General features: G+C 72.1%; 12 protein-coding genes and 1 pseudogene. 8 read left to right on the forward strand and 5 right to left on the reverse strand.

Going from position 1 to position 15,555, the window contains the following annotated elements; translation table 11 throughout:
• Complete coding sequence (locus AC792_RS11805; protein ID WP_152916177.1) at positions 1 to 1,125, forward strand: D-alanine--D-alanine ligase family protein; 1,125 nt, start codon at positions 1 to 3, stop codon at positions 1,123 to 1,125.
• A gap of 28 nt (positions 1,126 to 1,153) precedes the next feature.
• Here AC792_RS11805 and AC792_RS11810 read toward each other — a convergent pair whose 3' ends face one another.
• Together AC792_RS11810 and AC792_RS11815 are read right to left on the reverse strand one after the other, a co-directional pair.
• Positions 1,154 to 2,194 carry a YeiH family protein gene (locus AC792_RS11810; RefSeq protein WP_049830710.1) on the reverse strand — a complete coding sequence of 347 codons (1,041 nt, stop codon included), beginning with the start codon at positions 2,192 to 2,194 and terminating at the stop codon, positions 1,154 to 1,156.
• Positions 2,195 to 2,303: 109 nt separating this feature from the next.
• On the reverse strand, positions 2,304 to 5,831 hold the full coding sequence (locus AC792_RS11815) for a bifunctional proline dehydrogenase/L-glutamate gamma-semialdehyde dehydrogenase (RefSeq protein ID WP_082177699.1): 3,528 nt from the start codon (positions 5,829 to 5,831) through the stop codon (positions 2,304 to 2,306).
• 142 nt (positions 5,832 to 5,973) lie between these two features.
• On the opposite strand from AC792_RS11815, the gene AC792_RS11820 reads away from it, so the two are divergent.
• On the forward strand, positions 5,974 to 6,915 hold the full coding sequence (locus tag AC792_RS11820) for a LysR family transcriptional regulator (protein ID WP_049830720.1): 942 nt from the start codon (positions 5,974 to 5,976) through the stop codon (positions 6,913 to 6,915).
• Positions 6,916 to 7,041: 126 nt separating this feature from the next.
• On the opposite strand, the gene AC792_RS11825 is transcribed toward AC792_RS11820, so the two are convergent.
• From AC792_RS11825 to AC792_RS11835, 3 genes are all read right to left on the reverse strand, one after another.
• The gene (locus AC792_RS11825) at positions 7,042 to 7,272 is read right to left on the reverse strand and encodes a DUF3072 domain-containing protein (protein ID WP_235436693.1); all 231 of its coding nucleotides are present in this window, start codon (positions 7,270 to 7,272) and stop codon (positions 7,042 to 7,044) included.
• A gap of 406 nt (positions 7,273 to 7,678) precedes the next feature.
• Complete coding sequence (locus AC792_RS11830; protein ID WP_049830712.1) at positions 7,679 to 8,536, reverse strand: SMP-30/gluconolactonase/LRE family protein; 858 nt, start codon at positions 8,534 to 8,536, stop codon at positions 7,679 to 7,681.
• A gap of 32 nt (positions 8,537 to 8,568) precedes the next feature.
• Positions 8,569 to 9,057: a DUF3515 family protein gene (locus AC792_RS11835; protein ID WP_049830713.1), complete on the reverse strand. Its 489-nt coding sequence runs from the start codon at positions 9,055 to 9,057 to the stop codon at positions 8,569 to 8,571.
• Positions 9,058 to 9,232: 175 nt separating this feature from the next.
• Between AC792_RS11835 and AC792_RS11840 the strand changes: the two genes are divergently transcribed.
• From AC792_RS11840 to AC792_RS11865, 6 genes and pseudogenes are all read left to right on the forward strand, one after another.
• Complete coding sequence (locus AC792_RS11840) at positions 9,233 to 10,108, forward strand: hypothetical protein (RefSeq protein WP_049830714.1); 876 nt, start codon at positions 9,233 to 9,235, stop codon at positions 10,106 to 10,108.
• Between the two features lie 126 nt (positions 10,109 to 10,234).
• Entirely contained in the window at positions 10,235 to 11,233 is a 999-nt protein-coding gene (gene rfbB, locus AC792_RS11845; RefSeq protein ID WP_049830721.1) for a dTDP-glucose 4,6-dehydratase, read from the forward strand.
• A gap of 4 nt (positions 11,234 to 11,237) precedes the next feature.
• Positions 11,238 to 12,659 carry a sugar nucleotide-binding protein gene (locus AC792_RS11850; protein WP_049830715.1) on the forward strand — a complete coding sequence of 474 codons (1,422 nt, stop codon included), beginning with the start codon at positions 11,238 to 11,240 and terminating at the stop codon, positions 12,657 to 12,659.
• Positions 12,660 to 12,723: 64 nt separating this feature from the next.
• Positions 12,724 to 13,740 carry a thiamine-phosphate kinase gene (thiL, locus tag AC792_RS11855; protein WP_049830716.1) on the forward strand — a complete coding sequence of 339 codons (1,017 nt, stop codon included), beginning with the start codon at positions 12,724 to 12,726 and terminating at the stop codon, positions 13,738 to 13,740.
• A 22-nt stretch (positions 13,741 to 13,762) separates the two neighbouring features.
• Complete coding sequence (locus AC792_RS11860) at positions 13,763 to 14,707, forward strand: DAK2 domain-containing protein (protein WP_049830717.1); 945 nt, start codon at positions 13,763 to 13,765, stop codon at positions 14,705 to 14,707.
• Positions 14,697 to 15,555, forward strand: a pseudogene (locus tag AC792_RS11865) (ATP-dependent DNA helicase RecG); the annotation flags it as partial. The gene AC792_RS11860 and the pseudogene AC792_RS11865, both read left to right, overlap by 11 nt.

The raw sequence follows: 15,555 nt of genomic DNA on the forward strand, positions 1-15,555 counted from the left end.
ATCGGGTCGACCCGTAGGCCCCGCGTCCTGGTCCTCTTCGGCGGGCGCTCGAGCGAGCACGCCGTCAGCTGCGTGACCGCCGCGGGCGTCCTCGAGGCGATCGACAGGTCACGGTACGACGTCGTCCCGGTGGGCATCACCAGATCCGGTCGGTGGTCGCTGGTCTCCGCCGATCCGTCCGCCTGGTCGCTGCGCTCCGACGTGCTGCCCGAGGTCCCCGAACCCGAGCACCCCGTGGTGATGCGGGGCGTCGAGGGCCGGGACGGCCAGGAGCTCCTCACCACCGCGCCCGGCTCCGCGCCGCAGAGCCTCGGCGGGATCGACGTCGTGCTGCCGCTCCTGCACGGGCCGTTCGGCGAGGACGGCACGCTGCAGGGCATGCTGGAGCTGGCCGACATCCGCTACGTGGGCGCCGGGGTGCTGGCCTCCGCCGTCGGGATGGACAAGCACTACATGAAGGTGGTGTTCTCCGCGGCCGGGCTCGAGGTGGGGCCCTACGAGGTGATCACGGACCGGCAGTGGCGCACGCAGCCCGACGCCTGCACGGCGCGTGCCGCGGCACTCGGGTTCCCCCTGTTCGTCAAGCCGGCGCGGGCCGGATCCTCGATGGGGATCACCCGGGTCGAGGACGCCGCCGGCATCACCGCGGCGATCGAGGCCGCGCGGGTGTTCGATCCCAAGGTGGTCGTCGAGGCCGGGATCGAGGGCCGCGAGATCGAGGTGGCGGTGCTGCAGGGCCGTGGTCTCGCCGGACCGCGGACCTCCCTGCCGGGGGAGATCGCGATGCAACCCGGCGACCACGCCTGGTACGACTTCGAGGCGAAGTACGTGGACGGCGCCGCCGCCGAGCTGAGCTGCCCCGCGGACCTGCCGCCGGAGGCCATCGACGCCGTCCGCCGTCTCGCCGGGGAGGCGTTCGACGCGATCGGCGGTGAGGGGCTCTCCCGCGCGGACTTCTTCTACACCCCCGACGGCCGCCTGGTCATCAACGAGATCAACACCATGCCCGGCTTCACGCCGAACAGCATGTACCCGCAGATGTGGGCGAAGTCGGGCATGCCCTATCCGGAGCTCATCGACGAACTGCTCGCGCTGGCCCTGGAACGGGGCACGGGACTGCGCTGACCCTCTCTCGGGACTCCTATCCTGATCCTCAGGTCAGGAGCAGGACGCCGAGCAGCGAGATCCCGCCCAGGAACACGGTGGACGCCGCACCCACCAGGGCGAACCGGCCGCCCGTGCGCAGCAGCCGCCGGACGTCGATCCCGGCGCCGAGACCGAACATCCCGGCCGCGAGCAGGATCGTGGTCAGCAGCCGGCCGGCGTCGAGCACCGGCTCGGGCAGGATGCCCGCCGACCGCAGGGCCACCATGGCGAGGAAGCCGAGCACGAACAGCGGCACGAGCGGTGTACTCCCTCCGGCGCGCTCCACCGCACCCTCCGCGGTCGAGACGGGCGCCGAGGCACGGCGGCGCTCCCCGAGCCCGGCGAGCGCCGCCACCGGGGCGAGCAGCAGGACGCGGCCCAGTTTGACCACGGTCGCCGAGGCCAGCGCCATCGTGCCCGCGGTGCTGGCGACGGCCACCACCTGCGCCACCTCGTGCACGGCGAGCCCGGACCAGACACCGAAGCGCGTGGGGTCCAGTCCGAGCCCCGCGTTCAGCAGGGGCAGCACGACGATCATGAGTGAGCCGTAGAGGGTGACCATGGCGACGGCGGAGGCCACCTCGTCGTCGTCCGCGTCCGCGATGCCCTGCATCCCGGCGACGGCGGAGGCGCCGCAGATGGAGAGGCCCGCCGCCATGAGGAGGGCGCCGCCGCGGGTGAGGCCGAGGCGCTCTCCCAGCCACAGCGTGCCGGAGAAGCTGAGCGTCACGCAGGCCACGATGAGCAGGACGACCTGCGGGCCGAGGGCCAGGATGTCCGGCAGGGCCAGCTGCAGCCCGAGGAGCACCACGCCCGAGCGCAGCAGGCGCTTGGTACCACCGCGGATGCCCGTGCGCAGTGTCGACGCGTAGAGCCCCGAGTTGCCGAGCAGGATCCCGAGCACCAGCGCGATGACCAGGGCTCCGAGGACGCTCTGCAGGCTCGCGAGGACCATGGCCGTCGCGACGCCGCCCGCCATGACGAGAAGACCCGGGACCCACGCTCCGAACCGTGGGTCCCGGGTCCCGGGGGTGCTACTGCTGCTCATGGGGGTGTCGATCCTTCCGGCTCCCCGCCGGACGGGCGGGAGTCTGTCCGGACCGATTCTGCCAGAGCCGGGCATACGCCCGGCGGTCCTCCGGCGCCGGAGGACCGCCCTAGAGGATGCCGTCCGTCAGGTGGTTGGGCGTCCCGAAGCGGTGCGCGGTGATGCTGACGGCCTGCTCGTGCAGGAACGGCAGCAGCTCCACGCGTCCGGACTCGGTGACCACACCGGCGTACACGGCGAGATCGGGGCGCCCGCCGGTGGCTTCCAGCAGTGCGGAGGCGTTCGGGCCCCCCAGCCGTACCCTGCCGATGCTCGAGGATGCGGCACGCGCCAGCCACGCATCCTCGGACTCGACGATCACCGACGCGGCCTGCGCGGCGACGATCGTGCGCAGTGCCGCGGGGAGCTCCTGGGTCGTGGTGAGGTCCACCGGCGCACCCGCTGCCTTGGCCGCCATGAGCACACGGACCAGATCCGCCACCGGCGCACCCTCGGAGAGGCGCACCGTGACGGGGAGCGGCAGGTAGCGGAACAGGTTCCGCTCCGCCGCGAGGGCGGAGGCGTCCTTGACCTGACCGAACTCCGCCTTCCAGGCTGCGGCGTCCGACGCCGCCGCGCGGGTGAGCCGGGCGAGGTCCTCCTCGGCGAGTCCGGCGGCGCGCGCCGCCCCGAGCAGCGGGGCCACGCCGGGCAGCGGCGCGTCCTCGGCGGAGGATTCCCGCGAGGACCAGGAGCCGAGGCCCACCAGGTAGTTGGGGCCTCCCGCCTTGGTCCCGGCACCGACGGCGGACTTCTTCCAGCCACCGAACGGCTGGCGCCGTACGATCGCGCCCGTGATGCCGCGGTTCACGTAGAGGTTGCCGGCCTGCACGCCGTCGAGCCAGGCCGCGATCTCCTTGCTGTCCAGCGAGTGGATGCCCGAGGTGAGGCCGTAGTCGATGTCGTTTTGCAGCGCGATGGCCTCCTCGAGGGTGTCCGCCGTCATGATGCCGAGGATCGGCCCGAAGTACTCCGTGAGGTGGTAGGCGGATCCGCGCTGCACGCCGTCCCGCACGCCGGGGCTCCAGAGCCGGCCGGACTCGTCCAGCTGCTGCGGTTCCACGAGCCAGGACTCGCCCGCGCCGAGGGTGGTGAGACCGTCGAGCAGCTTGCCCGCGGCCGGTTCGATCACCGGGCCCAGCTGCGTGGTCGGGTCCTCCGGGTAGCCGACGGTCAGCGACCGGACGGCGTCGAGCAGCTGGTGACGGAAGCGCGCGGAGCTGCTGACGCTGCCCACGAGGATCACCAGGGATGCCGCGGAGCACTTCTGCCCGGCGTGGCCGAAGGCCGACTGCGCCACGTCCCTCGCCGCGAGGTCGAAGTCCGCGCTCGGTGTGACGATCACGGCGTTCTTGCCCGAGGTCTCCGCCAGCAGCGGCAGGTCCGTGCGGAAGGAGCGGAACAGCTCGGCGGTCTCGTACCCGCCGGTGAGGATCACGCGGTCCACCCGGGGGTCGGAGATGAGCTGCTTCCCGAGCTCGCCCTCCTCCACCTGCACGAGGTTCAGCACGTCGCGGGGAACCCCGGCGGCCCAGAGCGCCTCCACCATCACGGAACCGCAGCGCCGCGCCTGGGACGCCGGCTTGATGATCACCGAGGAGCCCGCGGCCAGTGCGGCGAGGGTGGAACCCGCGGGGATGGCCACGGGGAAGTTCCAGGGCGGCGTGACCACCGTGAGCCGCACCGGCGCGAACACGGCGCCGTCGACGTCGTCCAGGTCGCGGGCGCGCTCCGCGTAGTAGTGGGCGAAATCCACGGCCTCCGAGATCTCCGGGTCCGCCTGGTCGAGGGTCTTGCCGGTCTCGGACGCCATGACCTCCATGAGCTCGGCCCGGCGGGCCTCGATGGCATCCCCGGCACGGTGCAGGACGGCGGCCCGTTCGGCCCCGGTCATGGAACCCCACGCGGCGGCCGCCTCCACCGCTCCTGCGATGGTGCGGTCGAGGTCCTCGGCCCGGGTCAGGGTGGTGGCGGCGACGACGTCGTGGCCCAGCTCGGAGGTGGCGACCCGGGAGAGGATCTGCCGGCCCCAGGCCCGGTTGGCGGGGAGCGAGGGGTCCGTGTCGGGGGTGTTGCCGAAACCGGAGCCGATGTGCGCCGCTGCCATGACGCCGCGGTCCTGCCGGCGGTTCGACACCGGGATCGAGGTATCCAGTGCGTCCAGCGAGGCGAGGAAGCGGTTCTTCTCGCGCTCGAAGAGCCCCTCGTTCTCGGAGAGCTCGAACACCGCGGACATGAAGTTGTCGGAGCTGGCTCCCTCCTCCAGCCGCCGGATCAGGTAGGCGATGGCGACGTCGAACTCGCCCGGGTGCACCACGGGCGTGTAGAGGAGCAGCGACCCGACGTCGCGCTTGACCACCTCCGCCTGGGCCTGCGCCATGCCGAGGAGCATCTCGAACTCGATGCCGTGACGCACCCCGCGTTCCCCCGCGAGGAGCCACGCGAAGGCGAGGTCGAACAGGTTGTGCCCCGCCACCCCGATGCGGACGTTCTCCACCCGGTCCGGCTGGAGCGCGTAGTTGAGCACGCGCTTGTAGTGGGTGTCCGCGTCCTGCTTGGTGCCCCACGTGGCCAGCGGCCACCCGTGCACCGATGCCTCGACCTGCTCCATGGGCAGGTTGGCGCCCTTCACCACCCGGACCTTGATGGCGGCACCGCCGTCGGCCCGCCGCCTTGCGGCCCACTCCTGCAGGCGGATCATCGCCGCGAGGGAATCGGGGAGGTAGGCCTGGAGGACGATCCCGGCCTCGAGTCCCTTGAACTCCGGCCGGTCCAGGATGGCCATGAACACCGCGATGGTGAGCTCGAGGTCCTTGTACTCCTCCATGTCCAGGTTGATGAACTTGGGCACGGTGGAACCCGCCGCGATCCGGTAGAGCGGCGTGAGCTTCTCGGCCACGTGCGCCACCGACTCGTCGAACGCCCAGGCGGGGGGGGGCGCCCCGGGGGCGGGGACCTTGATGGAGACGTAGTCCACGGCCGGCTGCTCGAGGAGCCGCACGGTTCCCTGCCGCCGGCGCGCGGCCCCGTGGTCGCCGAGCACCGCCTCACCGAGCAGGTTGACGTTCAGGCGGACGTCGTCGCGCCTGATCCGCCCGATGGAGCGGCCCAGCTTGGCGTCGGTGGCATCGATGATGAGGTGGCCCACCATCTCGCGGAGGACCCGGCGGGCGATCGGGATGACCACTCGGGGCAGCACGGGGGCGACGGCGGCCCCGACCCTCACGGCCGAGCGCATGTACCAGGGGAGGAAGCCGGGGACCTTCGGCGCGATGGCCGCGAGATTGCGGGCCGCCCCGGAGAGGTCCTCGGGCCGGATGACGCCGTCCACGAACCCGACCGGGACGGCCAGACCGTCCGGGTCCTTGAGCACACCGGCGAGCTGCTGCGCGGAGGGGTCCACGGGCACCCGGGCGGCCTCGGTCGGCCCCCGCCGCACCAGGGTGATCGCATCCTGCGGCAGCGTCGCCGGCAGGTCGGTGCTACCGCCGGGACCGGCCGAGAAGTGGGAGGTACCGGCGGGCTCGGGGGGGGCGCCCGGGGCGGGGGCGGCCGGGGTGCCGGCGGGGACGTCGCGGGAGGGGGTCTGGGTGGTCATGGCGACAGCTTTCGATCGGGTGGCTTCTGGCCGGCAGGACGTGCGGGGTGCAACACGCTCCAGTATGCGACCAGCGTAGAGTTGGGAAAAGCAACGAATCATGACGATTACCGGTGGGTAGACATGAACAGTGGAGGTGATCGTGCTCGATCTCCGGCGGCTCCGGCTGCTCCGTGAGCTGCATTTGCGCGGAACCCTCGCCGAGGTCGCCGCGGCCCTGAGCTACAGCCCCTCCTCCGTGTCGCAGCAGCTCGCCCTGCTCGAGAAGGAGGTGGGGGTGGAACTGCTGCGGAAGACCGGCCGGCGGGTGAGTCTCACGCCGCAGGCAGAGGTGCTCGTGGCCCACACGGCGGAGCTGCTCGAGACGCTCGAGCGCGCCGAGGCCGATCTCGCGGCGTCCCTCACCACCGTCACCGGCACGGTGCGCGTGGCGGTCTTCCAGTCCGCGGCCCTGGCGCTGATGCCCGGCGCACTCCGGGCGATGACGCAGGACTACCCGGACGTGCGGGTGGAGATGGTGCAGCGCGAACCGGAGCGTGCGCTCTACGAGACGTTCGCCAGGGAGTTCGACCTGGTGATCGCCGAGCAGTACCCGGGCCATGCCGCCCCCCGGCACCCGGAGCTGGACTCCGTGCCGCTCACCACCGATGCCATCCGGCTCGCAGTGCCCACGGTTCCTACGGGGATGCAGGCCATCTCCTCGGTGCAGGACGCCGCCGAAGCGGCGTGGGTCATGGAACCCAGGGGAGCGGCGTCCCGGCACTGGGCCGAGCAGGTCTGCAGGCTCGCGGGTTTCGAGCCGGACGTCCGCTACGAGACGGCCGATCTCCAGGCGCAGATCCGGCTCATCGAATCAGGCAACGCCGTGGCCCTCATGCCTGACCTGGTGTGGACCGGGCGGAACGTCCCCGTGCGGCTCCTGGACCTCCCGGACGCCCCACGACGGTCCGTCTTCACCTCGGCGCGGCGCGGCGGTGCCCGGCGTCCGGCCGTCCTGGCCTTCCGGGACGTGCTCGCCGGGGCGGCCTCCGCCGTCCGCCGGCCGGAGGAGCAGGATCCGCCGCGGTCCCGCGGGGTGCGCTGACCGTTCTGCGCCCTGGCTACGGCGGCTGCGGTCCCGGCCGAGGCCCTCCACGTCGAGGGGCGCCGCGACCGGTCGGTCGCGGCGCCCCTCGAGGTGAATCGTCTGCACGGTCCTGCGGCGGATCCGTCAGGAGGCGCCGTCCACCCGCTTGCTCTTCGACTGCAGGCGGTCGATGTGCTCCGAGGCTTCCGCCTTCGTGATGTCCGCGGGGATCTCCTCACCCGCCTCACGGGCCAGGGTGTCGAGGTAGCTCCGCTGCGCCCCGGTCATGGGCTCGTCACCCGTGACCCAGTCGCTCGGATCGCGCTCGAAGCCGCCCTCGGGCTCTGAGGAAGGACTACCCAGTGTGTCTGCCATATCGGTTCCCATCAGTCGTGTCGAGCGTGAACCATCAGTCTACTTACCGCCGGTGACAGGACACGGTGACAGGACATGGTGATGCGAACGGGAGAGGGAAACACAGGTGCGGCCCTCTCCCGTTCCCACCCTTCCGTCGACGAGGGCGCCGACATCCTGACGGCCACCCGGACGAGGAGGTCCCGGTGCCTCCATCGGTACCGTACGCCGCCACCGAGGCGCGGATCGCATCTCCGCCACCGGAGTACGCCGATCCCCCGACACGGCGGTCCGGCTCGCCTCGCAGCAGTCATCCGTGCAGGGAACGGGTACGAACCAGGGGGACATCCTCCCGCGGACGTCCAGCAGCGGGCGCCGCGGGAGGGTGCCCCGGGCTCGTCTCCGGGCAGGTCAGCCCCTGAGCGGGTCAGCCCCTGAACATCGGCAGCGCGGCGCCCTCGACGCCCGTCTCGACGGCGAACAGCGCACCCGCCTGCGGCTCGGAGCCCTCCTCGATGTTCTCCTGCGTGGTGGTGATGAACAGGGTGGTGAGGTCCTCGCCGCCGAACGCGCAGGCCGTGACGTTCGTGACCGGCAGGTGGACGAGGTCCGAGAGCTTCCCGTCCGCACCGTACCGGGCCACACCGCCCCCTCCGTAGAGGGCGGTCCAGATCCCGCCCTCGACGTCGATCGCCATGCCGTCCGGTGTGCCCAGTGCCGGCTCGACGACGGCGAACGTGCGGCGGTCGGTGAAGCGGCCGGTTCCGACGTCGTACGCGAGCGCGTCGATGCGACCCGTGGGGGTGTCGTTGTAGAACGCGGTGTCCCCGGAGGCGGAGAAGTGCAGGCCGTTCGAGATGGACACTCCGGTCAGCACCGTGGACACCGCGTGGTCCGTATCCAGGGAGTACAGGGTGCCCGCGCCGAAGCCGCCGTCCCAGCCCATGGATCCGCAGAGGAACCGGCCGGCGGTGTCGCACGTGCCGTCGTTCATCCGGACGCCCGTGTCACCGAACGCCGTCGGGCCCGTCTCCAGGGTGGAGAAGGTGTCGTCCGCGAAGAGGAAACCCCGCTCCACGCCGATCACGTAACCGCCGGACTCGCGCGCCCGCACCGCCGCCGCGAGGCGCTCGTGGACGTCGTGGCGCCGGATCGCACCGTCGGCGCCACACACCAGTACGTCACCCTCCTGCATGTCCACGAACAGCAGTTCGTTCCGGCGGGGGTCCCAGAACGGGCCCTCGCCGTGGAAGGTGCAGACGTCGGAGATTTGCTCGGCCTTCACGGTGCCTCCTGGGTGGGTACGGGGAATCGGGGTCAGTCGTCGGTGGGCGGGATGATCTCCTCGGAGATCCCCACGCACATACGGCTCTGCGGGGACCTCGACACGGCGTTGCCCAGTTCCACCAGGACGGTGCTCGAGGCCACCTCGTCCGGGTCGAAGAGGACCTCCACGGCGGGGTCGCGACCGTAGGTGGTGGCGGTCCACGCGGGATCGCCCTCGCGCAGCACCCAGTCCACGTCGTTCACGGTGACGCAGGGGTCCGTGGTGGGGCCGGGGACGTCCACACCGCAGCGGAGCACCACCTTCGAGGGGTCCCCCCAGGCCGAGGTTGCCTGGCTGTCGGTGTCCCGCTGCGTGTTGTCCGCGACATCGGGCGGGAGCGCGAGCATCACGTCGGCGCAGCGGGCGTTCGCGGCGTCGCCCGCAGGATCCACCGCCACCACCGAGGCGCACCCGGGGACGCCGCACAGCAGGATCGCGGCAGCCACCAGCGAGGTCGCGGCACGGGGAAGGGCAGGCATGAACCCAGCCTAGTAGGTGCTCCGGGCGACACGGCTCCCCGTCCGGAAACGGTAACGGAGCGCACCATGGTGCCGACAGTAGTGTGTGCACGATCCCTGTGACCACCGAGGGATGCCCACCCCGCCCACCGGCGCCACGTCGCGGCCGGGGGGCGAGAGCCGAGCCGAGGAAAAGATGACCGCGTCCCACTCCAGCCCCCTGCCGACCGACGGATCCACCACCCGGTGCGCCGCCCGCTCCAGGACCACCCCGAGGGTCCTCTCGACGACGATCGGCGCCCTGCTCCTGACCGGAGCGCTCGCAGGCGCGGCTCCCGCGCCCGCCACCGACGCGGTCCTCGACGTGCCGCAGGTGAACCGGCAGCTGCCCGGCGCCGGGGTGGCGCCCCCCCCCACCCCGCCGCAGACCTCCGGCGACCCCGTCCCGCCGATCGAGGACCCGACGGCGGTCTCGGGCGTCGATCCCGCGACCGGGCTCGACATCAACGCCCGCACCGGTTTCCTGGTCCACCCGCCCACGGGGTACCTGATCGAACCCGGGACCGGCAACCTGCTCTTCGCGGACTCGCTGATCTACACGAACCTCCGCTACGACGAGCTGACCGGTGAGGTGGTGGTGATCGAGGGCGAGAGCCCCGTACCGCCCGCATCCGCACCGGAGGCCGCGGGGCCGGCACCCACCGCCGGGCCGACGGCGACGCCCTCCGGGCAGGCCGGTGGTACCGCGGAGCCGACGGCGTCCGCCGCCCCGTCCGCGTCTGCCACCGTGTCCGCCCTCCCCACCACGCCCGCCGTGGACACCGTGTCCGAGGCGGTCCCGGCGGAGAACGTCCCCGATGCGGCCGGGACGTCGTCGGCCACCGCCACCCAGCGGCCCACCCGGGCGGCCACCCCCCCGGCATCCGCGAGCGCGGCGGTCCTGGCCGACGACGAGCGCACCTCCGTCGGCTCCATGACCCCGGCCACCTGGATCGGCGCGGGCGTGCTCGCCGCCGTGTTCGCGGTGGGCGGCTTCCTCGTGGGGCGCCGTCGAGGACACCACCAGGTGTGACCCACTGACCGGTGTCATCGCCTGCACCCTCCGCCGCGGCCGGCAGGTCACGAACATGCAGTCGCCCACTCCGGTCGCGGCGTGGAGTGCGGCTCCTGCCGGATACCAGCCGGTAAAGTGCAGGACGTGAAGAATCTCCTCGTCACCGGCGGCGCCGGCTTTATCGGATCGAACTTCGTCCACTACCTGATGGAGCAGACGGACGTCTCCGTCACGGTCCTGGACAAGATGACCTACGCGGGCAACCACGCCTCGCTCGAGGGGCTCCCGGCGGACCGGTTCGAACTCGTGGTCGGGGACATCGCCGACGCCGCCGTCGTCGATCCCCTCGTGGCCCGTACGGACGCCGTGGTGCACTACGCGGCGGAGTCGCACAACGACAACTCGCTGCACGATCCGCGGCCCTTCCTGGACACCAACATCATCGGGACCTACACGCTGCTGGAGGCGGTGCGCCGCCACGGCGTGCGCTTCCACCACATCAGCACCGACGAGGTGTACGGGGACCTGGAACTCGACGACCCGGTCCGCTTCACCGAGGACACCCCCTACAACCCCTCGAGCCCCTACTCCTCGACCAAGGCGGGCTCCGACCTGCTGGTCCGCGCCTGGGTGCGGTCCTTCGGCGTGCAGGCCACCATCAGCAACTGCTCCAACAACTACGGCCCCTACCAGCACGTGGAGAAGTTCATCCCGCGCCAGATCACCAACGTGATCGACGGCGTGCGCCCCAAGCTCTACGGCGAGGGACTGAACGTCCGCGACTGGATCCACGCCGACGACCACTCCTCGGCGGTCTGGACCATCCTGGACCGGGGGGAGATCGGGCACACCTACCTGATCGGCGCCGACGGCGAGCGGAACAACAGGGACGTGGTGGAACTCATCCTCACCGAGATGGGCCGGCCCTCCGACGCCTACGACCACGTGGTGGACCGGGTGGGCCACGACATGCGGTACGCCATCGACTCCACCAAGCTGCGCACGGAACTGGGGTGGACGCCCGAGTTCTCCCACTTCGAGCAGGGACTGCGCGACACGATCGCCTGGTACCGGGACAACGAGGCCTGGTGGCGGCCGCAGAAGGCCGTGACCGAGTCCAAGTACACCGAGCTGGGGCAGTAGGCGCATGGGTCCCGCCTTCTCGAAGCCCCTCGGCTCGCGTGAGACGCCCATCCCCGGCGTCGTCCTGTTCGACCTCCCGGTGCACGGCGACAACCGCGGCTGGTTCAAGGAGAACTGGCAGCGGGCGAAGATGACCGCCGCGGGTCTGGCCGACTTCGGCCCCGTGCAGAACAACATCTCCTTCAACGAGAGTGCCGGCACCACGCGCGGCATCCACGCCGAGCCCTGGGACAAGTTCATCTCCGTGGCCACCGGACGCGTCTTCGGCGCCTGGGTGGACCTGCGCGAGGGGCCCTCCTTCGGAGCCGTGTTCACCGCGGAGCTCGATCCGTCCACGGCGATCTTCATCCCGCGGGGAGTGGGCAACGCCTTCCAGACCCTCGAGGACGGCACGGCCTACACCTACCTCGTGAACGACCACTGGTCCGCGGACGCCCAGGACCAGTACGTGTTCCTCAACCTCGCCGACGAGACCGCCGCGATCGACTGGCCCATCCCGCTCACCGACGCCGAGCTCTCCGACAAGGACCGCAACCACCCACGGCTGGCGGACGTGACCCCGCTCGGCCCCCGGAAGACGCTCGTGGTGGGGGCGGACGGTCAGCTGGGGACCGCGCTGCGGGCTGCGCTCGCCGATGACCCCGCCGTCGAGTTCGCGTCCCGCGCCGACCTGGACCTGCTGGACGCAGGCCTGGGCACCGCACGTCCCTGGAGCGCGTACGGCACGATCGTCAACGCCGCCGCCTACACGGCCGTGGACACCGCGGAGACCGCCGAGGGCCGTGCAGCTGCGTGGGCGGTCAACGTCACGGCCGTCGCCGCGCTGGCGAAGGTGGCCGCCGAGCACCGGTTGACGCTGGTCCACGTCTCCAGCGACTACGTCTTCGACGGCACGCACGCCCTGCACACCGAGGACGAACCGCTCAGCCCGCTCGGCGTCTACGGGCAGACCAAAGCCGCCGGCGACGCCGTGGTGGCCACCGTGCCGCGCCACTACATCGTGCGCACCAGCTGGGTCATCGGGGACGGCGCGAACTTCGTGCGCACCATGGCGCATCTCGCGGGCCGGGGGATCTCGCCGAGCGTGGTGGAGGACCAGGTGGGCCGACTGAGCTTCACCGAGGACATCGCGGCCGCCATCCTCCACCTCCTGCGGACGGAGGCACCCCACGGCACGTACAACGTGACCAACGACGGCGCCGAGCAGAGCTGGGCGGAGATCGCCGCGGAGGTGTACGGACTGTGCGGCAGGGACGGCGGGGACGTCACCGGCGTCACCACCGAGGAGTACTTCGCGGGCAAGGACGCCGCACCGCGGCCGCTGCGCAGCACGCTCGACCTGACGAAGATCCGGGCCACGGGGTTCACCCCGCCCGCCGCGAGGGACCGGCTGGCCGACTACGTGGCGGCCCTCACCGCCCCGTGAGTTCCGTGGTGTCGCCCCCGGGGGCGTCCCGCGGGTGTCGGTAGCGCGCCGTACGGTGATGACCATGACGTCACCAGGCGAACCGCAGACGCCCGGGCCCGTGGTCCGGGACCTGACGGAGGGTGAGCTCCTCGCGCGGATCCTCCCCCTCCTCGGGCCCGCGCGGAGCGCCCTCCTCGGCCCGGGGGACGACGCCGCACTCCTGCATCCCGTGGAGGGCCCCCTGGTCATCTCCATGGACACGCTCGTGGAGGACCACGACTTCCGCCTGGTGCGTCCAAACGGCTTCCGCACCACGGGCCACGACGTCGGTTGGAAGTCCGCGGCGCAGAACCTGAGCGACATCAACGCGATGGGGGGCCGCGCCACGGCGCTCGTGGTGAGTCTCACCCTCCCGCCCACCACCCCGGTGGCCTGGGTGGAGGACTGCGCCCGTGGTCTGAGCGCGGCCGTCGCGGAGCTGGGTGCCTCCGACTGCTCGGTGGTGGGAGGCGATCTCGGCGCAGGGGCGCAGCTCGTGGTCACCGCCGCCGTCACCGGCGTCCTCGACTCCGCCGCCGTGCTCCGGTCCGGTGCGCGGGCGGGGGACGTCCTCGCCGTGGCCGGCACCCTCGGACGCGCCGCAGCCGGGCTGGCCCTCCTGGAGGACGGCAGACCCCTGCCCGACCTCGGGCCGGACGCCGCCGCGCTCGCCGACGCCCAGCTGCGCCCCCGGCCTCCCCTGGACGCCGGACCAGCGGCCGCCGCCGCGGGGGCGACGGCGATGCTCGACATCTCGGACGGGCTCGTCCGCGACGCCGGGAGGATCGCGACGGCGAGCGGGGTGCGGCTCGACCTGGACCCGGACGCCCTCGCACCGTACGCGCAGGCCCTCCGGGGGACCGCCCTGGTCCTCGGGGTGGACCCCCTGGACTGGGTGCTCGGTGGTGGTGAGGACCACGGGCTGCTCGCCGCCTTCCCCGCCGGCTCCTCCCTTCCGCCGGGTTTCGCTGCGGTAGGCTCGGTGAGGCCGGGCGGAGCGCAGGTGACACTGGCGTCACGGCCCACGGCTCTCAGGGGATGGGATCACTTTGCACACTAAGATCACCGCGAACGCCGCTGCGATGAAACGCTGGTTGAGCAGGGCGGAGGAGTCCCTCGGCAACCACAGCGACCGCCTGGACGCGATCAACATCTTCCCGGTGGCGGACGGCGACACGGGCACCAACCTGTACCAGACGGTGCGCTCCGCCGCGCATGCGGCCCACACCTCCGAGGCCACGGATCTCGGCGAACTGCTCACCGTGGCCGGGCGGGGTGCCATGGAGGATGCGCGGGGCAACTCCGGCACCCTCCTGGCCGTGTTCCTCTCGGCCTTCGCCGAACCTCTCCACGGGAGCACCCGCCTCACCTGCGCACTCCTCGCGCAGTCCATGCACCGCGCCCAGATCCGCAGCTGGTCCGCGCTCAGCGATCCCGTGCCCGGCACCATGCTGTCCGTGCTGGAGGCCGCCGCCCGCGGGGCTGCCTCGACGGTGTCCGCCCATCCGGGGGACGACAGCAACCACGCCCTGGCCCTCACCCTGCACGCCTGCGTGCAGCACGCGCTGGAGGCCGTGGTGCACACCGAGAGCCAGCTCGGCCCGCTCACCGCGGCGGAGGTGGTGGACGCCGGGGGTGTCGGGTTCCTGCTGGTCCTCGACGCCCTCCGCGCCGCGGCCCTCGGTGAGGAACTGCAGGACGAGCTGCTCGACGGACTGCACGGGTACGATATCCAGGCGCCGCACATCCACCACGGCTCCGACGCCGAGGGCGTGGAGGTCATGTGCACCATCAACCTGAGCCCGCTCGACGCCGCCACCCTGCGTCTGCACCTCGACGAGCTGGGGGACTCCGTGATCATGAGCGCGGTCACCGAGGTCGAGGAGGGGTACCGGTGGCGTGTCCACGTCCACGTGCCCGACGCCGAGCCCGCCCTGGCCCTCATCCATCGGGCGGGGGACCCGGTGAGCATCACCGTGACGCAGTTGGCGGCGCCCCCGGCGGGGGTGGAGGCCCGTGAGCCCTGACGTGCCGCGCGCAGTACCCTCGGAGCTCGACGCGCCGCTGGGCACGTTCGTGGGACCCCTCGCCAAGCACCTGGACAAGTACCTCGGCATCACCACGGTGGGGGAGCTGCTCAACCACTTCCCGCGCACCTACCTGGAGCGGGGGGAGCTGACACCGATCGCGGACGTCCCGGTGGACGAGGAGGTCACGCTGATCGCCCGCGTGCAGTCGGCCGCCTCCCGCCGAATGCACACCCGGAAGGGCACGCTGCTGGAGGTGGTGATCACCGACCAGGAGGACGGCGGCCTCGGCGGCATGAACCTCACCTTCTTCAACGGGTTCGCGGCCCAGCGAGAGCTCCGCCCCGGCATCCGGGCGGTGTTCTCGGGCAAGGTGACGCTGTACCGGGGGAACCTCTCGCTCACCAACCCGCGCTACGTGCTCCTCGACGAGGACGACGACGACCCCGAGTACGTGGACCGGCCCATCCCCGTGTACCCGGCGGTGGACAAGCTCGCCAGCGAACGGATCGCCACGGCGGTGGGCCTGGTGCTCGACACCCTGCGCCTGGCCGACACCGACGACCCCGTGCCGGCGGCGATCGTGCAGCGGGACAAGCTCATGAGCCTGGCGTGCGCGTACGAGCTGGTGCACCGGCCCCGGCAGGTCGAGGACGCGTACCGCGCCCAGCACCGCTTCCGCTACCAGGAGGCGTTCGTCCTGCAGGCGGCCCTGGCACGTCGCCGGGCGCTCGCGGCGCGCCAGGAGGCGACGGCGCGCCCCCCTCGTGGGGGCGGACTCCTCGACGCGTCCGACGCCCGCCTGCCGTTCACGCTGACGGGGGGCCAGCTCGAGGTGGGACGCACGC

It is taken from the genome of Arthrobacter sp. RIT-PI-e, from assembly GCF_001187915.1.
Taxonomy (GTDB): domain Bacteria; phylum Actinomycetota; class Actinomycetes; order Actinomycetales; family Micrococcaceae; genus Arthrobacter_D.

Bases quoted from the DNA above. Each gene is read 5' to 3' on its own strand.
- AC792_RS11840 (WP_049830714.1), top strand. From the start codon at position 9,233: ATGACCGCGTCCCACTCCAGCCCCCTGCCGACCGACGGATCCACCACC.
- thiL (WP_049830716.1), top strand. From the start codon at position 12,724: ATGACGTCACCAGGCGAACCGCAGACGCCCGGGCCCGTGGTCCGGGAC.
- AC792_RS11815 (WP_082177699.1), bottom strand. From the start codon at position 5,831: ATGACCACCCAGACCCCCTCCCGCGACGTCCCCGCCGGCACCCCGGCC.
- AC792_RS11810 (WP_049830710.1), bottom strand. From the start codon at position 2,194: ATGAGCAGCAGTAGCACCCCCGGGACCCGGGACCCACGGTTCGGAGCG.
- AC792_RS11835 (WP_049830713.1), bottom strand. From the start codon at position 9,057: ATGCCTGCCCTTCCCCGTGCCGCGACCTCGCTGGTGGCTGCCGCGATC.
- AC792_RS11825 (WP_235436693.1), bottom strand. From the start codon at position 7,272: ATGGCAGACACACTGGGTAGTCCTTCCTCAGAGCCCGAGGGCGGCTTC.
- AC792_RS11860 (WP_049830717.1), top strand. From the start codon at position 13,763: ATGAAACGCTGGTTGAGCAGGGCGGAGGAGTCCCTCGGCAACCACAGC.
- AC792_RS11850 (WP_049830715.1), top strand. From the start codon at position 11,238: ATGGGTCCCGCCTTCTCGAAGCCCCTCGGCTCGCGTGAGACGCCCATC.